Annotated in this window: 24 protein-coding genes; 7 read left to right on the top strand and 17 right to left on the bottom strand. The window is 37.8% G+C overall.

What is annotated here, in order from left to right:
• The first annotated feature begins 69 nt into the window (after positions 1-69).
• Both rpe and LV716_RS02960 read left to right on the top strand, forming a co-directional pair.
• Positions 70-729: a ribulose-phosphate 3-epimerase gene (rpe, locus tag LV716_RS02955; RefSeq protein ID WP_163416307.1), complete on the top strand. Its 660-nt coding sequence runs from the start codon at positions 70-72 to the stop codon at positions 727-729.
• Positions 729-1,694 (top strand): YpdA family putative bacillithiol disulfide reductase, encoded by a 966-nt coding sequence (locus LV716_RS02960; RefSeq protein ID WP_163416308.1) that lies wholly within the window; start codon positions 729-731, stop codon positions 1,692-1,694. The genes rpe and LV716_RS02960 overlap by 1 nt, the downstream gene beginning before the upstream one ends.
• 220 nt (positions 1,695-1,914) lie before the next feature.
• On the opposite strand, the gene LV716_RS02965 is transcribed toward LV716_RS02960, so the two are convergent.
• From LV716_RS02965 to LV716_RS02975, 3 genes are read right to left on the bottom strand one after another with little or no spacing between them, the layout of a single operon-like run.
• The gene (locus tag LV716_RS02965; RefSeq protein WP_163416309.1) at positions 1,915-2,370 is read right to left on the bottom strand and encodes a hypothetical protein; all 456 of its coding nucleotides are present in this window, start codon (positions 2,368-2,370) and stop codon (positions 1,915-1,917) included.
• A gap of 5 nt (positions 2,371-2,375) precedes the next feature.
• Complete coding sequence (locus tag LV716_RS02970) at positions 2,376-2,693, bottom strand: hypothetical protein (protein WP_163416310.1); 318 nt, start codon at positions 2,691-2,693, stop codon at positions 2,376-2,378.
• 53 nt (positions 2,694-2,746) lie between these two features.
• Positions 2,747-3,325, bottom strand: a complete 579-nt coding sequence (locus LV716_RS02975; RefSeq protein WP_163416311.1) for an RNA polymerase sigma factor — start codon at positions 3,323-3,325, stop codon at positions 2,747-2,749.
• Positions 3,326-3,452: 127 nt separating this feature from the next.
• On the opposite strand from LV716_RS02975, the gene LV716_RS02980 reads away from it, so the two are divergent.
• Together LV716_RS02980 and LV716_RS02985 are read left to right on the top strand one after the other, a co-directional pair.
• Positions 3,453-3,740, top strand: a complete 288-nt coding sequence (locus LV716_RS02980; RefSeq protein WP_163416312.1) for an EF-hand domain-containing protein — start codon at positions 3,453-3,455, stop codon at positions 3,738-3,740.
• 190 nt (positions 3,741-3,930) lie between these two features.
• Complete coding sequence (locus LV716_RS02985) at positions 3,931-4,632, top strand: SCO family protein (RefSeq protein ID WP_163416313.1); 702 nt, start codon at positions 3,931-3,933, stop codon at positions 4,630-4,632.
• Positions 4,633-4,639: 7 nt separating this feature from the next.
• Here the strand turns inward: LV716_RS02985 and LV716_RS02990 are convergent, their stop codons facing one another.
• Genes LV716_RS02990 through LV716_RS03000 form a run of 3 tightly spaced genes read right to left on the bottom strand, consistent with a single transcriptional unit; the run spans position 4,640 to position 8,750 of the window.
• Entirely contained in the window at positions 4,640-7,264 is a 2,625-nt protein-coding gene (locus tag LV716_RS02990) for a TonB-dependent receptor (RefSeq protein WP_163416314.1), read from the bottom strand.
• A 10-nt stretch (positions 7,265-7,274) separates the two neighbouring features.
• A complete protein-coding gene (locus LV716_RS02995) occupies positions 7,275-8,189 on the bottom strand; it encodes a FecR family protein (protein ID WP_163416315.1) in 915 nt (304 codons plus the stop codon).
• A 48-nt stretch (positions 8,190-8,237) separates the two neighbouring features.
• Positions 8,238-8,750 (bottom strand): RNA polymerase sigma factor, encoded by a 513-nt coding sequence (locus LV716_RS03000; protein ID WP_163416316.1) that lies wholly within the window; start codon positions 8,748-8,750, stop codon positions 8,238-8,240.
• Between the two features lie 79 nt (positions 8,751-8,829).
• Here LV716_RS03000 and LV716_RS03005 point away from each other — a divergent pair, with 79 nt between their 5' ends.
• The 3 genes from LV716_RS03005 to LV716_RS03015 all read left to right on the top strand — a co-directional run bounded on the left by LV716_RS03005 (position 8,830) and on the right by LV716_RS03015 (position 12,556).
• The gene (locus tag LV716_RS03005) at positions 8,830-10,419 is read left to right on the top strand and encodes a 7TM domain-containing protein (RefSeq protein ID WP_163416317.1); all 1,590 of its coding nucleotides are present in this window, start codon (positions 8,830-8,832) and stop codon (positions 10,417-10,419) included.
• Entirely contained in the window at positions 10,409-11,281 is an 873-nt protein-coding gene (locus LV716_RS03010) for a sugar-transfer associated ATP-grasp domain-containing protein (RefSeq protein ID WP_163416318.1), read from the top strand. The genes LV716_RS03005 and LV716_RS03010 overlap by 11 nt, the downstream gene beginning before the upstream one ends.
• A gap of 129 nt (positions 11,282-11,410) precedes the next feature.
• On the top strand, positions 11,411-12,556 hold the full coding sequence (locus LV716_RS03015) for a hypothetical protein (RefSeq protein WP_163416319.1): 1,146 nt from the start codon (positions 11,411-11,413) through the stop codon (positions 12,554-12,556).
• A gap of 14 nt (positions 12,557-12,570) precedes the next feature.
• On the opposite strand, the gene LV716_RS03020 is transcribed toward LV716_RS03015, so the two are convergent.
• The 11 genes from LV716_RS03020 to LV716_RS03075 all read right to left on the bottom strand — a co-directional run bounded on the left by LV716_RS03020 (position 12,571) and on the right by LV716_RS03075 (position 25,704).
• Positions 12,571-14,157, bottom strand: coding sequence for an aldehyde dehydrogenase (NADP(+)) (locus LV716_RS03020; RefSeq protein ID WP_163416320.1), 1,587 nt, complete (start codon positions 14,155-14,157; stop codon positions 12,571-12,573).
• A gap of 138 nt (positions 14,158-14,295) precedes the next feature.
• The gene (locus LV716_RS03025) at positions 14,296-14,964 is read right to left on the bottom strand and encodes a bifunctional 4-hydroxy-2-oxoglutarate aldolase/2-dehydro-3-deoxy-phosphogluconate aldolase (RefSeq protein WP_163416321.1); all 669 of its coding nucleotides are present in this window, start codon (positions 14,962-14,964) and stop codon (positions 14,296-14,298) included.
• Between the two features lie 9 nt (positions 14,965-14,973).
• Positions 14,974-16,014: a sugar kinase gene (locus LV716_RS03030; RefSeq protein WP_163416322.1), complete on the bottom strand. Its 1,041-nt coding sequence runs from the start codon at positions 16,012-16,014 to the stop codon at positions 14,974-14,976.
• A 212-nt stretch (positions 16,015-16,226) separates the two neighbouring features.
• Positions 16,227-16,991: an SDR family NAD(P)-dependent oxidoreductase gene (locus LV716_RS03035; protein ID WP_163416323.1), complete on the bottom strand. Its 765-nt coding sequence runs from the start codon at positions 16,989-16,991 to the stop codon at positions 16,227-16,229.
• A 33-nt stretch (positions 16,992-17,024) separates the two neighbouring features.
• The gene (locus LV716_RS03040) at positions 17,025-18,314 is read right to left on the bottom strand and encodes an MFS transporter (protein WP_163416324.1); all 1,290 of its coding nucleotides are present in this window, start codon (positions 18,312-18,314) and stop codon (positions 17,025-17,027) included.
• Between the two features lie 226 nt (positions 18,315-18,540).
• The gene (locus LV716_RS03045; RefSeq protein ID WP_163416325.1) at positions 18,541-19,248 is read right to left on the bottom strand and encodes a FadR/GntR family transcriptional regulator; all 708 of its coding nucleotides are present in this window, start codon (positions 19,246-19,248) and stop codon (positions 18,541-18,543) included.
• A 181-nt stretch (positions 19,249-19,429) separates the two neighbouring features.
• Entirely contained in the window at positions 19,430-20,353 is a 924-nt protein-coding gene (locus LV716_RS03050; protein WP_233759218.1) for a polysaccharide lyase family 7 protein, read from the bottom strand.
• Positions 20,354-20,414: 61 nt separating this feature from the next.
• Entirely contained in the window at positions 20,415-21,326 is a 912-nt protein-coding gene (locus tag LV716_RS03055; protein ID WP_163416326.1) for a polysaccharide lyase family 7 protein, read from the bottom strand.
• Between the two features lie 27 nt (positions 21,327-21,353).
• Positions 21,354-22,886, bottom strand: a complete 1,533-nt coding sequence (locus LV716_RS18440; RefSeq protein ID WP_163416327.1) for a PKD domain-containing protein — start codon at positions 22,884-22,886, stop codon at positions 21,354-21,356.
• Between the two features lie 11 nt (positions 22,887-22,897).
• A complete protein-coding gene (locus LV716_RS03070) occupies positions 22,898-24,091 on the bottom strand; it encodes a hypothetical protein (RefSeq protein WP_163416328.1) in 1,194 nt (397 codons plus the stop codon).
• 11 nt (positions 24,092-24,102) lie between these two features.
• A complete protein-coding gene (locus tag LV716_RS03075) occupies positions 24,103-25,704 on the bottom strand; it encodes a RagB/SusD family nutrient uptake outer membrane protein (RefSeq protein ID WP_163416329.1) in 1,602 nt (533 codons plus the stop codon).
• Between the last annotated feature and the right edge of the window lies 1 nt (position 25,705).

Consider the following 25,705-nt stretch of genomic DNA (forward strand, 5'->3'; position numbering starts at 1 on the left):
GAAATAAAACCCACGATTATCAAACCATTTCATTTCGCTACTTTTGCATGAGATTTACAAAAGAGCAGTATGAGTACAAAAATGGTGGCACCCTCCCTATTAGCGGCAGATTTTGCCAACTTGCAACGTGATGTGGAAATGGTAAACCAAAGCGAAGCAGATTGGTTTCACTTGGATATTATGGATGGTGTTTTTGTACCCAACATTTCTTTTGGCATGCCCGTTTTGAAGGCAATAGCCAAACACGCAGAAAAAACCATGGATGTTCATTTAATGATTATTGACCCTGATAGATATATCAAAACATTTGCTGATCTAGGAGCTGATAATTTAACGGTACATTACGAAGCTTGCAATCATTTGCACAGAACTTTACAAGTGATAAAAGATGAGGGAATGAAGGCCGGTGTGGCATTGAATCCCCATACTTCAATCAATCTTTTGGAGGATACCGTTCAAGATATCGATTTGATCTGTATGATGAGTGTAAACCCCGGTTTTGGTGGACAATCATTTATTGAAAATACCTACCAAAAGGTCAGTGATTTAAAAAATCTTATCGAAAAGAAAAATTCTAAGGCACTTATTGAAATTGATGGAGGAGTAAATGCGACCAATGCTAAAAAATTGGTCGATGCGGGTGCCGATGTTCTTGTAGCAGGTAGTTTTGTATTCAAGAGCGATACTCCAATAGAGACCATTAAAAACCTTAAAGAGATTATTGGCTAATGCAGGTATTTGATGTAGTCATTATTGGTGGTGGTCCCATTGGAATAGCATGTGGACTTGAGGCAAAAAAACAAGGGTTATCCTATGTGATTCTGGAAAAAGGACCGATTGTAAACTCACTTTTCAACTACCCCATAAACATGCAGTTTTTTTCTTCTTCTGAAAAATTGGAGATCGATGAAATTCCGTTTATCAGCAAAGAAGCAAAACCCAAACGTAATGAGGCTCTAGAGTACTACAGGAGGATTGTGACATCAAACCAATTGGAAATCAAATTGTTTGAAAAAGTAACGAACGTTGTTAAAGAAGGTACTCTCTTTCAAGTAGAAACTGATAAGAACAAATACACTGCAAAAAATGTTGTTGTGGCCACTGGTTTTTATGATTTGCCCAATAAAATCAATGCTCCCGGAGAAAATCTACCGAAAGTTTCCCATTACTACAAAGACCCACATTTTTATGCAAGTCAAAAATTAGCAGTGATAGGCGCAAGTAATTCTGCCATAGATGCCGCTTTGGAATGCTGGCGCAAAGGTGCAGATGTCACTTTGATCATTCGTGGTCCAGAAGTTGGCCAACGGGTAAAGTATTGGGTAAGACCAGATATTATCAATAGAATCGCGGAAGGAAGCATCAAAGCATGTTATAATGCTACCGTCAAGGAAATAAAAGCTACCGAAATTATTGTTAACACTCCAGATGGCATTGTCACTTTAGAAAATGATTTCGTACTTGCACTTACCGGATATATGCCCAATTTTGAATTCCTGGAAAAACTGGGAATTGAATTATCAAAAGATGAAAAACGATTGCCCCAATACAATCCTGACACTATGGAAACCAATGTGGAAGGACTTTTTTTGGCCGGGGTAATATGTGGAGGTATGGAAACCCACAAATGGTTTATTGAAAACTCTAGGATTCATGCGCCCATCATTATAAACTCCATCAAGGGCAAGCCGTAAATAAGAGCCCAAGTTTTAAATAAAACTTGGGCTCTTCACAACTAAAAAACTAAATCATCAATCGAAAGACGGTTTATACAAAACCATCTAACCTTCTTAAATAGTTAGATGAGTTACACAAGAAAAACTTGCGCTTAAATTCAAATAAAATTTAAAAACTTCTTGTACCGAACATTTTTAGGAAAGATTAAGCTGGTAGTGTCCATACACTTTTCAAAATTCATCTACCATGAGGAGGTGGAGGTCTATTTGGACCGTGCCGCAAAGCTCTCGACAAAATAGCTTCAAGTTTATTTTGCTGTTCTTCATTACAGACTTTTTTTATTTCCTTGAAGTACTTAAAAATCTCTATTTCTTTTTCTTTGCTTAACGCCCCTATTAAAGTTGAGACCGAATCCAATTTTTTATCTGTAAAAGTAGAATCTCCCAATCCCAAAAAAAGATATTTTTTCAAATCTCTGGAACGGTCGTCCGTACCCCTCATTCTACTCTGGTGTTCGGAATCTATTTTGTTGAATTTCTGTTGTTGAATTTCATCAAACCCAAGTTGATGGCTTATAAAACTTCTTGGAGGTCTTTTTTGCCTTTCTGGTTTTTTTAGCACAAGAAACAGTAGGATACCATTCATGACCACCAAAAAAATCAACAAAACAGTTATGCCAGTATTGTTCTTCATAGAAATCAGTTTAAAATGAATTCGCTGTTCGTGTCTGAAAATCCATAAGTTTCCGCAAAGGTTTGTAAATCTTGCTTTTCATTGGATGAAAGATAAGTGTATAGCACAGCAAGGTTCAAAACAGCAAAAAGCAATAATGTGGCAATCTGGTACTTTGGCGCAAACCAACCGAAAAAATCTATTTTCTTCTTTTTCTGATCTATCTGGGACAATTTGTTCAATACCTTGTCCTTAAAGAAAGGAGGGGTATCCACCGTTTCCATTTTAGATGCAGACTCAATAAGTTCATCTATAAATTCTGAAGTATTTTTTTTATCATCCATGACTTTTAGTAATGTTCTATTATTTAGATGCGTTTTTTATTTCAACCTTGCGCTTAAGATTCATTTTTATAATATTCTGTTAAAATCTTCCGTAAATTCTTTCTCGCCCTAAATAACAATGACTCGACCGAGGACACACTTTTTTCTGTAATTTCACTCACTTCCTTATAACTCATCTCATCTATTTTATGCAAAATAAACACCACTTTTTGTGCTTCTGGTAATTTATTTATCGCTTTAAACAAAAGCTCACTCATCTCCTTGTTTTCCAATTGTACACCTGGATGATTGTACTCGGTAAAATAAGAAGATTTGTCAATGGGTATTATGTTTCCAGTAATGGATTGCATAAATCCAAAACGTTTTTTCGTTTTCTTTTTACGTATGAATTCCAAGCTTTTGTTTACACAGATTCGATAAATCCATGTAGAAAGTTTGGAGTCGCCCTTAAACTTTTTAATGGAATTATAAACCTCAACAAATACTTCTTGGGCAATATCTTGGGCATCTTCTTTATTGGGAACAAAAGAGAGGCACGTATTAAAAACCATGCCTTGATATTCATCCAACAAACGAGCATATGCTGACTGCTTATGTTTTTTAAGATCTTCTAAAAATTGCTTGTTCTCCAATAAATATCAGGTTAATTCCTTATGCAATTTAGAATGATTTTTAGAATCGGTATAGAAAAAAAATATTCAGACCCACAAGTTTTTAAAAACTATTGCATCTAAACTTAAAAAGCAAAACAATGAAATTATGAAAATCAGCACTTTAAAATTAGGAATTTCAATTGGAGTAATTGGGTTATTGGCCTCGTGTAATTTGAAAGCCCAACAAGGCCAAAACAGAGAAAGAAGAGAACCTCCCTCATTTGAAGACCTATTGGAAAAAATGGATGAGGATGAGGACGGAAAACTTTCAAAAGCAGAAGTTAAAGGGCGATTGAAAAATATCTTTGATAAGATTGATTCGGATGAAGATGGTTATATCACCGAAGAGGAATTCGAAAAAGCCCCGAGACCAGAAAGGCCTAACAGAAACTAAAAACGATATTATAAATGGGTATACCATAGATTATTATTCCGATAACCGATTACAGTAAAAAGTCGGTTTTTAAAACCAATGGAGTTGCAGCAGGCATGGTTGAAAAACGAAAAGATGTATGTGAATTATGAAGCCAAAAGCGTAAAGATTTTTGGTATGAGGCAAGCTAATTCATGTTATAAACTAGAAAATGAAGATGTGGCACTATCTAAAAATTAATTTCCTTGGTTATTTATGTATTTTTCTATTGGTTGGTTTTTCAAGTTGTAGAAAAGAGGTCAAAAAGACGACAGCAAGTATAGAGGAAACCAGTAGGGTTGAGCACTTACCCTACTTTAGCGATGAATTTTTTACACCAAATTGGATAACTCCTGGGAGTAATGAAGAAAAAGAATTTCACAAAATTCCTGACTTTGAATTAACTAATCAGTTAGGTGACACCATTACACAAAAAACTTTTGACAATAGGATTTATGTAGTAGATTTCTTTTTTACAAGCTGTCCGGGTATTTGTCTAAAGATGACCAACAATATGACCAAAATACAAGAAGCTTTTAAAAATGACTCCGAAGTCCTTATACTCTCACATTCGGTAACACCCACTATAGATTCTGTGTCTGTATTAAAAGCATATGCAGATAAGTATGGGATATTGGCCAATAAATGGCATTTGGTCACTGGCGATAAAGAAGAAATTTATACGCTTGGACGAGACCACTACTTTGTGGAAAATGATTTGGGCGAACCCAAAAGTGTTGATGACTTTTTACACACAGAAAACTTCTTGCTGATAGATAAAGAAAAGCATATTAGAGGTATTTACAATGGATTGAACAAATCATCCATAGCCCAGCTGATAACAGACATAAAATCCTTGAAAAAGGAGATTTAAGTTTTAATCAAAAGAACAATCTTAAGGTGGCATTAGGCATAAACCCTAGTGACAATTGCTCAATCTGATCTAACTCTTGCCTACCTGTATCCGGGTTTTCATCTACACGATAAAAAACAGATATTGGTATTTGTCTACTGTATAGGTTTTGGAAAGAGACTCCAAAAGTGCCGCGAAAACCATTGTTCTCAGCTTTTCCAAACTTATATAACAAAGAAGCGTCCAGACGATGATAATTAGGAAGTCGTCTGCTGTTCAAACTACCAAAATCAATATCCCCGGTAGTTTCACTAAAGCTATCTACTGGTGTAAAGGGAGTCCCCGTTCTGTAAGTCCATCCTAAAGACAATTCCCAATTCTGAACATCCAAGGTATTTGATATTCTAAAATTATGGGTCACATCATTATTTCCAGGAAAAGGGTTTGACTGTAATGCTTCAAACGTATACTCCACATTATTGTAGGTATAACCCAACCAAACACGGTAATCTGCAATGGACTTTCTTAGCAATACATCAACTCCAAAAATATCACTTTCTCCTTGTGATAAATCCTCGGCCGCATTTGTGAACCCATTGGTAAAAGAGGTTAGTCCCGTTATGTTCTTAACATACCCGTCAACATCAAATGTCCATCCGTTTGAGTTCACCAATAAACCACCAGAAAACTGGGTGCTCTCCAAAATTGGTATTTCATTACCATCAGAAAGCGTCCAAATATTATTTTCCAGTCTAAGTTGTGTATCCTCAAATTCGATAATCTGGCTAACAGGCTGGTATCGTACTTCGGCCGTGCCTTTTACACGAATTATAGGAGAAAGTGGATACTCAATATTGACCCTAGGTTCAAAATAAAGCTCATCAACAGATGAATAATGAGAGCCTCGGACACCCACACTTACCAATCCTTTGTTTTGGGGCTTAAAAATGTATTCGCCGTACACAGAGTTGGTCTGGTTGGTATTGTTCCGTCTCACATTAAAATCTCTTGTAGTTGATGGCAATGGAATCTCATCATCATCATCTGGTTCAATATCATCATCACCTGCTTCATCCCGAAACAATTGGAAAAAAACATCCAAGTTAGAATATTGGTATCCTAATTTTATGGAATGTTGCGGAACAAATTCGTAAGCTAAATTAAAATCCAAACCATAGTCTTCGACTGTATTTCTTCTGAAATTTCGTTCCTCCACTTCCAAATCTTCACTTACCACGTTATTATATTCACTGTCAAAACTGGAGTAATAAGCCTTTATTGAATGCTGTAATTTACCAAATTTGGTTCCGTTCCAATTAAAGCTTGCACCTTGGTTTTCAATGATGAGCCTATCTTCCGTTATATCTTCCTCATCTCTTGAGGAAAAATCAAGGTCATTGTTCGTATAAAGCCCACTAATGGAAATATTATCGTTTTTAGAAGGTTGAATCAGCAATTTGGCACTACCATCGTAGAAAAAGAATTTATCACCACCTAAAATCTCACTGAAATCATCATCATCATCTTCTATTACTTGGCCAGATACATCTGTAACCACTTTTGTATTTTGAAATACTTTTTCGGAAAGGGCAGTATACGTTGGAGTTCTCAAAACATCTGTATAAGACCTTCTTGCGGATAAAATCAAAGCTGCCTTTTTTCCTAATGCAGCTTTTAAAAAAGCATCTGCATGTGTACCATTAATACCAATCCCTGCATTGGTTTTTTCGGGAACATTAGCATCTGTAGTGATATCTATAACTCCCGAAATACGGTCACCATATTCTGGACTTGCACCTCCTTTATAGATTTTAGCACTTTCCGTCACGTATGGATTGAAAGCTGAAATCATTCCAAAAAAGTGTCCAGTATTGTACATTTTGATGCCATCGTAAAAAATCAGGTTTTGGTCCGGTGAGCCACCACGGATTTGAATTCCCGCAGCGGATTCGTCCAGACTGGTAATCCCGGGAATCAACTGTATACTCTGAAATACATCTGGCTCTACCAAACCCGGTAAAATCCCTTGTTTGGCATTGTTCAAGGTAAACGACCCATCTGTATTCTTATCAATACCTGTAGTGAGATAGGCCAAGACCACTACTTCTTTCAAAGATTGTGCTTCTGGTAGTAGAATTATGTTTTTACAATTATCTGTACTATAATCCAATGCCTTTAGAATCTTATCGCCAAAACCAACATATTGAACAAGTATATTTTGACTTTGATCGATATCTTTTATTTGAAAGAAACCGTTTTCATCGCTTGTAACACCAGTGGTAGTTCCAACCACTAGCACTGTAGCATAAGGCAAAGGGGTACTTGTGTCGCTATCGAACAAATAACCGCAGATATCCATTTTTGTGGAAGGAACACTTACTATAACTTGATTTTCCGAAACTTTTTCAAAAACCAATTCAGTTTGTTGCATCAATTCAGCAAATAGTGCACTTTCTGTTACACTTGTAGTTGAAAGGGTTATCTGTTTACCCGCAATTGACTTCTCTGAATAAGAAAACGTAAGGGCAGTTCTAGATTCTAAATCCAATAACACTTCTTTTAAACTTGTGCCGTTATAATCAACGGCAATCCCTTCTTGGCAAAAAGCGTTGAATGAACTCAATACCAATAATAAGCACAGTAATTTTCTCATTTTGAAAAATTTATTGGGTATTTAGCAATACTTTTTTTTGGTCTTCAGAAATCTCGTAGGCAATTCCCATAGGCACAAATACAGTTTTTAGGGCAATTTCTAGATTATCATGAACAAAGCTGCCCGTAAAACCATCTCCGTTATTAGTTGTACCATATTGTATCGTTATGCCATATTGAGCTTCCAATTCTTTGATAACTTCGCTTAAATCGGCATTGGAAAACGCACTGCTTCCTTTGGTCCATGAAGGAAAAGCACTTTGGATTTTCTTTGCCTTTATTACGCCATTTCCATCAATATCAATAGCATCTCCCTGTTTTAAAATCGCTTCTTTTTCTGCATTTGGCGATTCAAATCTTACTTTCCCTTCGTAACAAGTCAAAGAAAAATTGGAAGTTCTCGCCCTTACATTGAATTCCGTACCAAGAACAGAAACAGTTCCCGATTGGGTTTCCACCTTAAAACCGTCTCCCTTTTCCACTTTAAAAAAGGCTTCCCCTTTAAGATTTACCGTCTTGTTGTTTTTCCAAAAAAAACGGTTGTGGGCAATTGTTGTCCCTGCATTAAGCTGCACTGTAGAACCATCTGGCAGTGTAACCACCAATTGTTCCCCATACGCTGTTGCATAGGATACCTCATTAAAGAAAATACCAATAATCAATACTATAGAAGCCGCTACACCAACAGCATAATAAAGTGGTCTTAGACGAATTACTTTTCCTTTTGGTCTTTCATCAATTTTAGCCATTACCTTACTTTTTAATGACGCTGTATCAAAGCTTGGCTTTTTAAATTGATTCATACCCTGAACGATTTGCTGATACTCCAAAAATTCAGGATCGTTTTCAAACTCGCCCTGTTCTTCTGCTGTAAGCTCGCCCGCCAACCATTTGGCTAATATTGTATCGTTTTTGTCTTCAAACATTTTTATAGATTCAATGAGTGAACAGGTTAAAAGTGAATTACCCTACCCCTAAATATTTTTTATTGTTTTTCTCATTTTAACCAATGCCTTGTGCATTCGTTTTTCTACTGCTTTTTGGGATACCCCAAGCATTTCTGCAATTTCCCTATACGTTTTTTTATCTATCCGGTTCAACAGAAAGACCTCTCGCTGTCCTTCGGGCAGTGCATTGATCGCATTTTGGAGTTTTTCCATAAACTCGCGCTCTTCGATTTTATATTCTGGCGTTTCAATATTTGATGAGCTTCTGGGAATTTTGGAATATTCCAGCACAACTTTCTTATGGGCCACTTGGTTGTAAAAAGCATTCTTTGCAACCGTATACAAAAAGGCTTTGGCCTTTTCCACAATCACTTTTTTGCAGTTGTCCCAAAGCTTTATAAAAGCCTCTTGGGCCAAGTCTTCCGCTTGTTGTAAGTCACCGCATTGGTAATACAGGTAGTTACAAAGCGTCTGGGAATTAAGATCAAAAATTCGATTGAAAATTTTTTGATCGCAAACTGAGTTTTCAGTATCTGCCATTAAGCATTCTTTTAAGGGAGGGGTGGGGTATTTATTTTTTTGGCTGTTCTAGTATCAAAAATAATAAAATATATACGTCATGAAGGTCTCTTTTAATTTAAGAACAGTTATAACAGGCATATTGGTCTTAGTGGTCATATCCCTTGTGCTGAAGCTAATTCCCCTCAGTAAAAATATTGATGACTTCTATGCGGAAGAAATGTATCAGGTAACCTACAAGTATTTTTTAAAGACCGACAAAAGAAAGACGACATTGAAAACATACTTGCCAAAAAACAATGGACATCAACGTATAACTAACGAAAAATTTGACGGTAAGCCTTATTGGGCATTTGAAAAACAGGCCGTTGGCAATAATCTTAAAGGCCTATGGATTACTGGAAAAGAAGACTCTTATGAAAGTATTGACTACCGATTTACTTTCGAAGGAAAACCCAAGTCATACATAGTACCGACTTTTTTTACCAAAAACAATCTTGTACAAAATAAATTTTTAACATCTAGCGAGTTTATTCAAAAAGACCACGGTAAGATTGCCCATAAGGCCAAAGAATTGTCCAAAGATTCACAAAATGACAGGCAACGAATCCAAAATATATTTGATTTTGTCTATAACGTTCCTGTCGCCCCTATTATAAACTTGACAGACGCAATTACGGTCTTAGACCAAAACAGGGCTTCATGTAATGGAAAAAGTAGGTTAATGGTCGCTTTGGCAAGAAATCTGGGGTATCCAGCAAAAATTAAAGGGGGTATTATTCTAGAAGAAACGAACAAGAGAACTTCTCATGCATGGGTAGAGGTCAATATTAATGATAAATGGGTTCCCTTTGATCCCTTAAATGGCCATTTTGCTTACCTGCCCCCTAATTATCTAGAACTATATGAAGGGGATGAATTTTTAATTACACATACACCCAACATTCAACTAGATTACATCTACGAAATCAATAAACAGCACAAAGTGCCCTTTTTGAACATGAATGCTAAAGAGGTCAGTGAGATATCCGTAATCTCATTATGGGGGCTTGTTGAAAATAAGATTATCTCAACAGATGCATTGTTACTTCTTTTAATGTTACCCATTGGTGGATTATTGGTTGCATTCCTGAGAAATGTGGTCGGGTTACGAACTTTTGGTGTTTTCCTTCCAGTTTTAATAGCATTTGCATTACTGGAAACTGGTTTCTTAACAGGAATAATTCTTTTTATTTTCCTTATTCTTTTTGTTGGGTTGATTTCCAGACCGTTCAATAATTTAGGCCTACTGCATACACCCAAGCTGGTAATATCGCTAACACTGATGGTACTGGTAATGACCTTGGGTTCTTATATTGGAACGCTACATGAAATAACCTGGTTGACAGCATTGACCTTCTTCCCCACAATAATCTTAACAATTTCTGCCGAACGGTTTTCAACTTTAATCATTGAAGATGGTTTTCAAAAAGCGACGGGAACACTTTTTCAAACCCTGATAGCAGTGAGCTTCTGCTTCTATATGCTATCCAATCAATGGTTGTCTTCCATTCTAATTCTATTTCCTGAAATTCTTTTCATTGTCATCATACTGGCTATGCTATTGGGCAAATATATTGGCCTACGTTGGACAGAACTGATTCGATTTAAACCTTTGTTAAATCCAAAACCATACAGCCATGTTGCATAAGCTATTTCAAATAAAGAATCCGAACGGTGTTATGGGGCTCAATAAAAGAAATCTGGAATTGATATACCCCAATAATAAAAGAGAACACTATAGTCTTGCAGATGATAAGGTAAAAACTAAAGAAATTCTACATAGAAATAATATTGCATGTGCAGAAACATACAGTATAATAACCAAGGTCAGCGAAATCAAGAAAAAATGGAAATCTTGCCAAGACAAAAATGCCATGGCCATAAAACCGGCCAATGGTTGTGGAGGTGGTGGGATTAAAATCTTAAAAAAGACTTCTGATGGACAATGGAAAAGCGGAGAAAAAATCATTACAGAAGCTCAAATCTTCCAACATATTACCAGTATCGTCTCGGGTTTCTTCTCCATGAATTCTTCGGATAGTTGTTTAATAGAGGAATGTATAGTCCCCCATCCTTTTTTTGCGGAAATCTATGATGAAGGGGTACCCGATTTTAGGGTCATTACCCTTAAAGGAAAACCTATCATGGGAATGTTGCGCATGCCCACATCAAAATCTGACGGTAAAGCCAACCTACACCAAAGAGGCGTTGGCATAGGGGTTAATCTAGAAAAAGGAACCCTTACCCAAGTTTATGATGGAAATCGATATTTGGACCATCATCCTGACAATCCAATCAAAATATTTGGAAAACCGATTCCGTATTGGAAAGAAATGATAGCATTATCCATAAAAACATCAAAAGTCTTTCCGTTGGACTACCTAGGTATAGATTTGGTTATCGATGCGGCTAAAGGACCTCAGATTATGGAAATCAACGTACGTCCTGGTTTAGGAATACAACTTGTAAATAAATGCGGATTGGAAAACGCCGTAAAGGATAACTACTAAACAGAACGACCTACTCCCACTTAAAAAATCCAGCTTCAAAAGGCTGGATTTTTTGTTTTTAAGGGGTGGGGTAAATAAGTAGAAGCCTGTTCTATTAGCGTAACACAAAACTTCAAATTATTGACCATTATGAAAACTAGAATAATTATACTAATAGTCCTATTGATTTACGTACTGGCAACGTCATTCATTTTTTCACAAGAAAGCAAACAACGTTTTGTTATGGGCACAGCAGCTGGGTACGAGTACAATTATTTCAAAAGCCCTACAGAGGTTCGGCAGGACACCATTCTCTTTACAGAAGACGACCTTATCTCTAGCAGTTCTTATGAAGATATTTATGCTGATTACAATTATAGAATCAAATGGAAGGGTAACCGACTTCGTCTTTCGGCCAGTCCAAATGCCCGTTTGTTCTACGATAACTTTGATGACAGTTATTGGAGCCTTAACGTGAATGCAAAATATGACCGTGAAATAGGTAAGAGCACAGAATTTTTAGCCCAACTATCCTTTAAAAGAATGAACAGGGAAGGTTTAGATGGCGCCCAAGATGTTTTGGTGAATCCACTTGGATATACGAACTATGGTGTCCGTACAGGATTGGAAATAAGGCCAATAAAGAAGAATAAAACCACCCTTATGGCTTTTTACAACTTTAAAGATTTTGATGCCTTTGGAATTCGTGACCTTCAGTTCAATGAGTTTGGTCTTCAAGTGAATACTAAGCAACAATTTAGGGTGAACCGCCTTCGTCATTCTTACGGTATAAATTCATATATCAAAAAACGATTGTACGATACCTTCAATGCTTCCGATGTAATTACTTCGGGAGAACGAGATTGGAGTTATGTAAAAGCTACCGCATTCTACGAACTACCTATTACTAAAAACTTGGATATTGAACCCAGCTATACCTACTATGCACGAATAGATAATATGGATAAACGCTCTGGGTTTACACAAACGGGACCTTCATTGGGAATTGATTTTAACAACGATGTAACAAGAGTACGTTCATCTTTAAAATATCTGACTAGAAATTATACTACTCTTGAAGCTAGGGACAATAATGGATCAATTGGAGAAAAAATCAAATACCAGTATATGGATATTTCTTTGAATGCTGAGCATCTAATCGGAAAAAATGGTTTTGCACTAACCGCAGAAGCCTATAGCCGTGTTCGCACGACAAACTATACAGATATTGATGCTAGGTCTTTTAGAGGATACACAAATCAGTATGCTGGGATAGGTATACGATGGGAATTATAACAATATGTCTATTTTCAACTTTTTGGAGTCACATACTTCCCATCGACCATTCTTAAAATGTTCAACGGATTTCCTTGTTTCAGTTCGTCTGGTAGCAAAGCATCCGGAAAGTTTTGAAAGCACACCGGTCTGGTATATCTAGTTATGGCAGCTGTACCTACAGATGTCATTCTGGCATCCGTAGTAGCTGGAAAAGGCCCACCATGAACCATAGCGTAACTTACCTCAACACCGGTTGGAAAACCATTGATCAATACCCGACCCACCTTGCGTTCCAAAATCTTCAATAGCTCAACATGAGCTTTTAAGTCGTCTTCAGTACCATGAACTGTTGCTGTAAGATGTCCATGCAGACTATTTGCTATAGCTAACATTTCATCTTTTTCTTGGGTTTGTATCAAAAGTGTTGAAGGGCCAAAAACCTCTTCTTCCAAATCTTTGTCTTCCAAAAAAATGTTTGTCGAAACAGAGACAATTTCAGGCGCGCCTTGATTATATCCTCCACTTTTCACACCCTTTGAAATGGACTTGACCTTAGTCTTGGATTTTATTTTTTCAAGCCCGGATTCATATCCTTTTTGAATAGAAGCTGACAACATCGTTGCTGATTCCGAAGTTGAAATTGCATTTCTCAATTCTTCCTTAAAAAGAGGAGTCTCATTCACTTTAGGAAGTACCGTAATCCCTGGATTGGTACAAAATTGACCCACTCCCAACTGAACAGAATCCGATAATCCTTTTGCAATGGTCTTATACTTTTCCTTTAAGGCCTGAGGCAGAACAAATACCGGATTTACACTGCCCATCTCTGCATATACAGGAATTGGTTCAGTTCGCTTTGCCGCTTCATCGAACAAAGCCTTTCCTCCTTTAAATGAACCCGTAAATCCAATCGCTTTTATCAATGGATGCCGAACTATTGCTTGTCCAACCTTATGAGAAACTCCATGGACCATTGAGAATACACCATTGGGCATATTAAATTTCTTGGCCGCCGTGATTATTGCTTTGGCAACCAATTCAGAAGTTCCCGGATGTAAAGGATGAGCCTTTACGACAACAGTACAACCTGCCGCCAAGGCCGAGACGGTATCACCACCAGCTACTGAAAAAGCCAATGGGAAATTACTGGCTCCAAAAACACCAACAGGACCCAAAGGCATTTGCATATAACGAATATCTGGTTTGGGAACTGGTTTTCTTTCTGGATTTGCTAAATCTATTCTTGCGTCTACCCAGAAACCATCTCTTAATACGGAGGCAAAAAGTTTTAATTGTCCAGTTGTACGACCCAGTTCTCCTTTTAGTCTGCCAGCTGGCAGACCTGTTTCCTGACTACATAACTTAATTAAGTCCTCCTCAAGTTCCTGTAAATTCGAAACAATCGCGTCTAAGAAAGAAGCTTTTTCCTGTCCAGATTTTTCCCGATAGATTACAAACGCTTTTTCAGCATAGTTAATCGCGTCACTTATTTCTTCTTCAGTAGCTTCATAAAATGAAGTAGCCAAGTCTTTTCCCGTTGAAGGGTTTTTGGCATAAAAGATAGTATTCCCTTTACTTGAAAGATGATTGCCCAAAATATTTTTACCACTGATGTTCATAATACACAAAGCAATAAGTTTATTTATTTAAAAGTACTGCTTTATGCAAGACAGTCAAACTTCATAGACCTTCATCATTCATTTGATAAATAATACTAAAGGAAATACTATCTAGCTATTTAATTCTATAAAATATTATCAGGATTTGATATTTTGAATGGTACGCAACGTTTTTTCAACTAGTTCTTTTAACCCTTCAAAATCTTGTTTCTCCAATATTGTTTTAGAAATGAGTTTAGAACCCATACCAACACAGGTTACACCAGCATCGAACCATCCTTTTAGATTGTCTTCCTCAGTGCTTACTCCTCCTGTGGGCATTATGCTCGTCCACGGTTGAGGCCCTTTTATGGCCTTTACAAATCCTGGCCCATAAGTGGAGCCCGGAAATAATTTTACCAGTTCACAACCTAGTTCCTCGGCACGGTTAATCTCTGTCAATGAGCCACAACCCGGTGACCAAAGTACTTTTCTCCTGTTACAAGCTATTGCAATATCTTCTCTTAAAGAAGGTGTAACGATAAAGTTTGCTCCCATCTGCATAAACATTGAGGCCGCCGCCGCGTCTGTTATAGAGCCCACTCCCATTATCATTCCCGGGAGTTCTTTTATTGCAAATTTGTTCAGTTCTAAAAATACCTCAAAGGCAAAGTCGCCCCTAGCCGTAAACTCCAGTAACCGTGACCCGCCATCATAACAAGCCTTCAATACTTTTTTACCAAGTTCAATATCTGGATGATAGAACAACGGAACCATTCCGTTGTCCTGCATCACCTGTATTACTTCCAATCTTGAATATTGTGCCATAAGTTATCGTTATCTAGCTACTCTTCCTGAAGCATCACCACCCATTAACTTCTCTACTTCTGAAACTGTTACCAAGTTTGCATCTCCTTTTATGGTATGCTTCAAACAAGAAGCGGCAACGGCAAAGTTTAATGCGTTCTGGTCATCCTCAGGATATTTCAGCAACCCATAAATCAGTCCACCCATAAACGAGTCTCCTCCTCCAACTCTATCAACAATATGGGTTATTTGATATTCTGGGGATTTGAACATGGTCTTTCCGTCATAAAGCACGCCTGCCCATGTATTGTGGGAAGCCGATATGGAACCTCTTAAGGTAGTTATCACTTTTTTTGCCTTTGGGAATTTTTCCATCATTTGGGTACAGACCGATAAGAATGCTTCGGCCTTTACATGCTCCCCTTGTGTGGTTATATCCAATCCTTCTGGTTTGATACCAAAATGTTTCTCGGCATCTTCCTCGTTCCCAAGAACAATATCACAGTAGGATGTAAGCTCGGTCATTATCGCCTCGCGGTCTCCTCCATAATTCCATAATTTAGCACGATAGTTCAAATCTGTGGAAATAGTAATACCTAAATCACTAGCAGCTTTTACGGCTTCTAGGCAAACATCAGCTGCTCCTTGAGAAATGGCAGGGGTTATTCCTGTCCAATGGAACCATTCAACACCTTCAAAAACACTGTTCCAATCGATCATCCCCTTTTCAATTTCCGAGATTGCCGAGTGAGCTCTGTCATAGACAACCTTACTGCCTCTGCTAACCGCTCCGGTCTCCAAGAAATAAATACCCAAACGGTCTCCTCCGTATACAATTTTATCTGTACCCACTCCCCTTTTTCGCATCTCCATCAAGGCACAGTGCCCTATATCATTGTCAGGAAGGCGGGTCACAAAATCTACTGGAACTCCATAATTGGCCAAGGATACTGCTACATTGGACTCTCCTCCTCCATATACAACATCAAAGGTGTTGGTCTGGGAAAACCTTAAAAATCCCGGAGGCGCCAAACGCAGCATAATCTCTCCAAAGGTCACTACTTTTTTCATTATATAATTTTAATTTTTTGATTTGCTATATTTTGGCATGGTTAAACGATAAACCATTAAGTTATCTCTATAATTCAACCAGTAACCAGTGGTTAAGTTTCTTTAAAACATAAAAAAGTCACTGCTTGTGGAATCTTCAATCCATAAAAGTACATCACATAGAGCATTCAGCACATGATTTACATCACAAAAATTCTCTTAATACAGTACGTTTAAATTCCCAACCCTTGTCCACCTGTTACTTGGATAGTTTCAGCAGTCAAGAAAGCAGCATTATCGCTGACCAGAAAGGAAACAACAGCAGCTACATCTTCTGGCTCTCCTAATCGACCCAATAAAATATTGTTCTTCCAAGACGCAAATACTTCGGGTTTAGTGGATTTTATCTGGGTATGAAACGGCGTATCAATTGTACCGGGAGATACTGCGTTCACTCTAATACCATATTCTGCAAGGTCTTTCGCCAAAGCCCTGGTAATGGCATGTACCGCTGCTTTGGACGTCCCATAAACACCTGCACCAGGCCCTCCTGCATTCCAACCGGCAATCGAGGTATAATTGATTATGGAAGCGTTTTCCCCTTTTTTCAGATATGGGATGGCAGCCCTTGAACAGAAAAAGGTCGAATCAAGATTTAATGCCATTACACCTCTATAAAATTCGGTGGTCATATCTTCGAATCGGGATCTTCCTCCCAAGCCCCCAGCATTGTTAATAAGGACATCTATTTTACCGTATTTTTCTCCAATTTTATTAATATTTGAAGTCACCGCTTCCTCATTGGTAACATCAAAACCATAGTACTCAGCCGTAATACCTTCGGCAGTAAGTTCTTTTACTCTTTCAACCCCGGCTTCATCTTCTATACCATTTAGAATTACGGTATATCCGTCTTTACCAAGCCTTTTAGCTACTTGAAAGCCTATACCTCCTGTAGCACCTGTTACTACGGCAACTTTTCCGTTTAAATCACTCATCACTATTTACTATTTTAATTTGTATTCTGATTATTAAATTTCTACTGATTGAATTTTTCTTGCAAAGAAATAAATGGCCGCTACTCCAAGAGGGACAAATACTGCTATCGCTATAAAAATGGGGGTGTATGAAAATTTATCAACAACCAAAGGCACAAGGAAATTCATGACAATTACAGAGAATACTCCGATCATTCCACCTAATCCGGCCAAGGAACCTACAGATTTTCCACTAAAGAAGTCACTTGGTAGTGTTTGTACATTACTAATTGCAAATTGGAATCCAAATAATACAAGAAACACAATCCCCACAAATTTTTCAGCTGTATCACCAATAAGAACAGTTGCTATAAGTCCCAACAACATAATGAAACCTCCAATAAAAATAGTGGTCTTTCTTCCTTTATCTATCGAATTTGTTTTTGCGATAATCTTTCCAGAAACAAACCCCCCAGCTATACTACCAACAGCTGCTCCTACATAAGGTACCCATAAAAATGCCCCTACTTCCTTTACATTGAATCCATACACATCAAACAAATAAATGGGCATCCAACCAACAAACAACCACCAGATAGGCTCTAAAAAGAAACGACCGACAACAACTGCCCACGATTCTTTATAGGAAAGGATTTCTTTTAGACTTTTACCTTTGGTACCTTCTGTCGCCTTTTGGTCAGCTTCACTTTGTCCTTCGACAATAAATTTTTGTTCCTCCTCGGTAATCCAAGGGTGCTTCTTAGGTCCAGCCTTGTTGATCAGCAACCATGGGATAATCCATAAAATTCCAAAAGAACCGACTACCATAAAGGTTATTCTCCAACCGTAAGCCACAAATAGGGAGGCAATAAGGATAGGAGCAATTACAGAACCTATAGATGCCCCGGCATTAAACAATCCTTGCGCTATGGCCCGTTCTTTAATTGGGAACCATTCGGCATTACTCTTTACTGCTCCAGGCCAATTACCCGCTTCTGACAAGCCTAACGTGCTTCTAAAGATTGCAATGGAAAACAATCCTCTAACCGTTGAGTGCAAGAAAGAGGACAATCCCCAGACTCCAATACTGATTACGTAACCTATTCTTGTTCCAACTTTATCGAACAGCTTTCCCGAAAACAATTGTCCCAGGGCATAAGCCACCATAAAGATGTTAAGAATTAATGCATAGTGCTCTTTTGTTAAGTTAAGTGAATGGGCTATTGTTCCTTCCTTGTCCAATCCCCCCCACATTATTCCGAGTGCGCTTCTGTCTATGTAATTTATAACCGTGGCTATAAATATCAACCCAATAATTACCCATCTTAAACCTTTAATTTTCATATTTGTTTATTTTATAGTTAACTGGAAAAGTACTTGATAGCATTATGAAAAGCCTGATCATTGTCAAATGGCATTCTCATTATCAAAAACTTATAAAAACTAAACCTGATGGATATGGCAAGCCACAAATTGGCAGGTATACAAATGTTTTGCTAAGTTTTACTTCCCTCCGTTATTTTAATTGTTGTTGATAAAAGCGTGCAATTCTATCTTCAACCTATACTTTCTATTCTTTTGTGTTGTAACAGTATTGATACAGCGTTTTAAAATGGACCTTCATTTTCTCTCTTGCCATTTTTGGGTCCTGCTTTTTTATGGCTTCATAAATATCTTCATGCTCTTGAATTCCTAAAAAGGATTGATTGCTATCACAAACATGATACTTCTCAAAATTTGTAATGATTTCTGGGGTAATTATCAACATGAACGTATTCATGGTACTATTCTTACTTGCATTGGCTATGGCCAGATGAAAAAGTAAATCTTCCTCTACTGCATCCTGCTCGTTGAGAACTTTGTTCTTATATGCATCAAGGGCATCCCTCATTTTAACTAAATCTTCTTCTGTCCTCCTTAACGAAGCGAGTTTTACTGTCTTCAACTCCAGCAGAATCCTTGTTTCTACGAGAGATTTGAAATCTGGGTCCTCTAAACGTAAAATATCGTCCAACATACCGCTCATGGCTACCCTACCAATATCTGCGATGAAAGTTCCGCTTTGAGGCTTCGAATTCAAAATTCCAAAAAACTCCAATTTCTGTATCGCCTCTCTAACATTACTTCTGCTCACCTCAAACTTTTCGGACAACATCCGTTCCGATGGTAATTTATCTCCGGGCTCTAAATTCTTGTATTCAATTAAATCACGAAGCTTTGCAATTATTTTCTGTTGTACATCGTGCTTTTCGTAATTTGTTAGTATTTCAACTTTCATAGTATTTTAAAAATTTATGAAATTGGTTAACCAGATTGGTTTGTTAAATTTATAAAATAACTTTAACAATAAAGGCCTATTTTTATTAAAGTACTTCAATTTGACAAGAATGGACGCTATTCGTCCTTTTATGTACTATAGCGCCCGCTCTTCTAAACTAAACTACTAACTCAAAATCTTATTAATGTTCAACCAGTAAATCATAATATTTAACTTTAGCGTATGCACCTGTGTCCGTTGTCTGCAGATAATTTCCTGCCTTAAAGTAATTTTCAAAAATTCCCCATCTTTTTATATTATCATCTTCATAGACTATCGATTCCGCATCATTTAAAGTTACTTCCATTCTGCAATCGGAAACCAAAACCTCCAATGAGAATTTATCAAACCCTACTTCCTCACTGAAATTAAAACCTCCATCATCCGTCCATGCATCCGTTTGTAATGCTTCCGTATCTGAAGCATTAGGATTTTTAAGAACCTTGGTCTTCACCCTTACCTTTCCCTTGTTCCAATAAATTTTGAGCATAGGTGGGGCATTATTATCTTTTTGTCCAATCAAATCACGTTGTGCGTTTGTCAAACGACCATGAATTTGCATGACCATGGTCCTATGATATTCATTAGTATCATCTTTTGAAATCTCTTCCATCCTTAAGGTCCCTTTCATTCTACCGCCATCAGAGAATTTCCAATTCACAGTATTACTACCTGCAATCATTTGCTCCCTTAATTCCGTTCTAGACCTCGAAGAATTTTGCGTAGTTACTCCAGGATAGGTATAGAATACCAAAGCACCTTCAATGGAATCGTTGTACATAAAAGGTTTCAAGGTCTCATTTGTAGCATAATTTAAAATCTCGGGAGGCTCGACTTCTATCGGTTTTCCATTTTCACCTATAGGCAATGTCACCTTCCAATTACTCAAATCAATTTCAGGTATTTTAAACGTTTTGTCTTCAGTATCAGCGTCTGCATCCGCTACCTCATCATCAACAACTTCATCTTTCACGGCCTCAGCTTCTTCGTCTAACAAATCCGAATTAGTATCCTGACATGAAACAAGTATCAATAAGAAACAAAAAAAGAAAATCAACTTCTTCAATACTTTACTTTTTGGTTATTAACCGATGGACTTCAGATTCATATTACTAAAAACAAAAGTTTCAGTGCTCAACAGACAATTCATACAAATTGACCTTGGCGTATGCGCCTTTATCCCTTGTCTGAAAATAGTTGCCTACCTTAAAATAATTTTCAAAAACACCCCATCTTTTGATGCTTTGACTATCGTAAACAAAGAATTCGTTTTTATTTAAAGAGACGACCATTTTACCGTCAGAAACTTTTACTTCAATTACAAATTTTCTAAAACCGACTTCTTCTTCAAATGTGCGGCCTTCATCATCTCCCCAAGCCTCTTTAAGTAAGATTCCTTCATCAGATACTCCGGCATATTTCAATACTTTGGTCTTTACCCTAATCTTGCCATCTTTCCAATAAATCTTTAATATGGGCGGAGCATTATTGTCTTTTTGACCGATAAATTCTTTTTGTTCGTTGGTCAACCTGCCATGAATCTGCGTTACAATAGTTCTATGATATTTGCCATCATCCTTCTTAGAGATTTCATCAATTGCCATTTTTGCCCTTAGGTAACCACCGTCTGCAAAGGTCCAGTTTACGTTGTCTTCACCCGGTACCATTTGCTCCCGAAGCTCAGATCTTGAATATTTGGTATTTGCCGTAGTCGCTTTTGATGGATAAGCATAAAAGGTGATGGCGCCAGTGGTAGAATCGTTGTACATATAAGGTTTTAAAACTTCATTGGTAGCATAGTCCAAAATCTCTGGTGGTTCTACACTAATGGCACCGCCTTTACCGCTACCTTCTGGTATGGTGACCTTCCAATGACTTAAATCGACCTTGGGCAGCTTATATTTCTTTTTCTTCTTTTTACGTTTTTCAACCTTCACATCCGATTCTGTAACGCTATTTGTCATGTCTTGACAAATAGCGTTAGCAGATAGAAATGTTATCAAAATAAAACTTACTATTTCTTTTCGGAAGCACTTCATCTTTGAAATGATTTATTTATCTGTTCTTTAGAATCCTGGTGTAGTTATCACAATATCTGTCAAGAATACCTCATTATCCGAAGTTACTGTAGTTGTAGGAACAAAATAGAAAATAACAAATTTCTGGTCTGTCGATACTAAGATGTCATTCACATTTTCATCTACCCTACTTTGGGGAAAGCTAAATGTGGCATCTGCAGTAAAGTTGAAGGAAACTTGTTGCCAACCGTCTACGGCATCAGAAGTTACTGGCTGAGTAACCAGTGCCAAAGAAGCCAATTCCGTATCTGCACTTGGTTGATCGGATAAAATATAGAATGTGCCCTCTAAGTCCCCAATTGGAGTCATTTCCGTTCTTACAAAAGCAGAAATGGAATATTCTACACCAGTTTCAACTTCAAATGGTTGGTAGGCTCTTTCACCAGAACTATCGAACTTAAGCGATCTACCCGAAGTACCCCCTGCTGATTGTGCATCGGTTCCAGATGAACTTGCTTTATCCGTGGTTCCAGAACCTCCATTGTTGGCAGGGTTGGAAACCCATGCTTCCAAATCTTCATTTCTCCAGAAATCAAAAGGAGTGTCAGTACCATCATTAAAGGTATTGTCTGGATTTACGGTCCAAGCATCTACAAGGTCATTATTATTGTTCTGCGCAGTGGGATAGGTCTCAAAATCAGCATTTTGTATAACCGCAGCAAATGTTGCTTCAATACCCCCTACAGGAACTGCTTTGGTAATACTTTTTGAAACACCTGCATCATTGGTCGTAGTCAACGTAACATCATAGGTGCCATCGGCAGCGTATACATGGGTAGGATTAACTTCTTCAGAGGTATTGCCATCCCCAAAGTCCCAACTGTGGGATACCGCTAAAAGTGAATCATCTGTAAACTCAACAGTCAAAGATGAAACGGAAAAGGTAAAATCAGGTACCGTGGACAATTCCAAATCTTGGATAATTTTACTGGTAGCTACCTCAACGCCCAGAAAATTAGTTGCTGTTAGTGTTACTTCAAAAACGTCAGCAGAGGAATAGATATAAGTTGGACTAAAGTCTGTATCTTCTTCGGTATCTTCAGCGTTCCAATCAAGCGTTTCGCCATCTCCAAAATCCCACACCAATGAACTGGCACCCGTGGTCAAATTCTCAAAAATGACTTCCGAATCTATTGTATCAAAATCAAAATCAACAGCAATAGGCGATACTTCTGTAGAATCTATAGCTATTAAACCATCTGAACTGGTCGTTGTCAATTTTACTTTAAATAGACCACCTGTAGCATAGGTATAGTTAGGATTTGCTTCTGACGAAGTATTACCATCACCAAAATCCCATAAATAAGATGTCGCATCTGTAGAATAACTTCTAAAAACCACGGTCAGGTTATCATCAGCATCTGTACTCGTTGTAAAGAGTGTATTTGGCTGTATGTTGTTTACATTACCTGTAGGCGGAACAAATTCTTCAAACGTTGAATCGTAACAAGATTGAAAGCCTACAGCCAAAAACACCAGTGCTATAACGCTGCTAACGGAATATTTTATTTTTTTCTGCATGATAAATTTTTCTATTGTTTAACACTTATGGCGAAAGAATCAAGTCTACTCTCAACACCGGTATTCGTTACATATATAATGACACTTTCGTTCTCACCTGCTTCAAATGTGATCGCATGTTGCTTGAAAACATCGCTAACTCGACCAACATTGCTATCTGTCCTTGATGCAACAATATTTTCGTCCAGTAGCGATTCCGTGTAATTGGCAGTATTAGGATTTAATATGGATACGGTAATATCACCAAAGCTACTGTCATCGAACTCACTAAAATAGGTGAGTACATATTCTGCTCCAGGTGTCACATCAATTTCTTGATAGGCGACCCTAGCTCCGTCAGAAGGAAATTTGGCAGCTTGAAAACCATCGGGCAACCTACCTTCTATAGATGTCGAATTGATTTGGATAACCGTTGTACCAGCTCCAAAAGGGCTCCAGTCATCATTGTTTGGCACTCTCCACGAATCCCTTCCATCACCTGTGCCATCAAATAAGCTATTGTCCTCAAAACTGGGTTCCGCTATTTCTGGAACGGCTATTGTAGGAACAGCTTGATTTACAATCACCGTTCGTTCTGTGGTTTCTGACTTACCTAAGTTATCGGTCACCACCAACCCAACACTATAATCTCCTGGACCCGGGAATGAAATAATGAGTTCACGATCTTGCAATGTTGCTGGAGGTAAAGCGGCGATTTGATCCTCTAAATTTTTAACATTTTGCCGCGTCTCATCTGAAACTGCAGCTTCAGCTAATGCCAATTGTGCCTCTAGAGCAGCAACTTCAGCTTCCAAAACTTCTACTCTATCTGAATCTTCTTCACAGGGTATCCTAAATTCTATTTTTGCGATTTCTTCTTCCAGTGCGACCACCGTAGCAAGCTCGGCTTCTATCAATTGCTTTAAAATAGGTAAATCTTTATTGATCAAAGTAATTCCTTCAGCTGGCTCAACAGACCATTGGTATTGTGTTCCATTGACCGCCAAATTGGAGCCAGCCTGAAAGTTAATCTCATAATTTGCTGATAACTCAACATCATTACAATCAAATTCCGAAGTGGAAATGTCAGCCAAGTTGTAAAAAGGTGTAGGACCAGTTAAATCCACATTATCCCCAACCTCTGCTAAATCATCACTAACACAGGATATCAAGGAAATCACTATTCCTAAAACACCCCATTTTAAATTAAATAAATTTGTTTTCATCGTAGTTAATTTTAGTATCCAGGATTCTGCTCATAAAAATTCGGTAAATTGTCTATCTCCCGTTGCGGAAATGGAAGGTATTTTCGCTCGCTTGTGTAAAACAGACTGTTTTCATCAGAAAATTGCTGTAAGATATTGTCTGCTTCACCAAATCGAATCAAATCATATAAGCGTTGATTTTCGTAAACAAACTCTACCCTTCGCTCTTCCAACAGGGCATCTTTTGTCAAGTTAACGACCTCCTCTAGACCTGCTCTTACCCTTACTTGATTGAATGCAGCAACGGCCCTGGGGTCTGTAGTACTTTCACCACCAGCTAAAATTGCCTCAGCATACAACAATAAAACATCGGCATATCTCAAAATAATCCAGTCGTTATCGCCTATTTCCCCGTCGGTAGGAAACTTATCATTAAACGTATCATTTGTGATAACACTTGGGTTATAGGACAATACTTGGATACTGGCAGGAAATCTTACGGGTTGCAGTTCTGGAGTCATCACTTCCAAAAAGTCAAGTGTCGCAATATTTACACCGTTTGAGGGCCCTTGCAGGGTCATGGCAAAACTATGCGATTCCGAATCGGTTTCAACTTGATCGTCCAGACCACTATCACTCGTTACATAGTTATCACTACTGAACAAATCATAAGCAATAGAGAATACAATCTCATCGTTGATTTCCAATCCTGGATTGTTTGACCAACTACCATCTAAGACTATCTCGGATTCTGAAAAACCACCCGAAAACTCATTACCAAATATATTGCCATATAGTATGGATAAATTGGCATTATACTCTGCATCTGTAAGTAAGTCAACACCAGGATCTAAAGGGTCTGGATTAAACACAAAGTTCTCTGCATCATCCCTTTCAACAAACAATAGGTCATAATTGAAAGCTGCATTGTTTTCCACTACAGAGGCCAATAGTAATTCAGCCTCTACATAATTAGGATTTGGCTGACTGAGATAGGCTTTTGCCGCCATACAGATTGCCGCACCTTCTGTAGGCCTGTACCTATTCTGTTCACCACCGTTAAGAAAAGCTATTGAAGTCCTAAAATCTTCGATAATTCTATCATAAACTTCAGCTTCTGGTAACTGAGGATAGTCCAAAGCCTCATCTTCGTTTATATCCAATACCTTATCAATAAAGGGAACATTTTGATAGGCCCTAACTAGATTAAAATGACATAAAGCTCGCATAAAATAAGCTTCTCCAACAGTGAATTGTTGACTTTCTGGAGCTAAAAACCGGTTGTCAATAACTGTATTTGCATGCTTTATCGTAGCCATATTATTGGAATAATATGTAGCTACATCCCCATTGTTGACATCGACATTATATGACGCTATTAAAGGGAAGTTTCCATTTTCTGTATTTGCCCTAACGTTATCTGAACGAAGTTCGGTCAACAAAAATTCGTTGGCGGGCACTTTTTGATACGCATCCAACACCCCATTTGCCAACAATAGAAATCCATCATCAGTTTGAAGCAACTCTTCCAATGAGAGTGCCGTGGGGTTACTTAGGTCAAGTTCCTCTGCACAGCTTACAAACAAAGCAATCAAGGAAAAACAAACTACTACTGGTTTATATATTCTTTTCATA

The organism is Flagellimonas sp. HMM57 (assembly GCF_021390175.1).
Taxonomy (GTDB): domain Bacteria; phylum Bacteroidota; class Bacteroidia; order Flavobacteriales; family Flavobacteriaceae; genus Flagellimonas.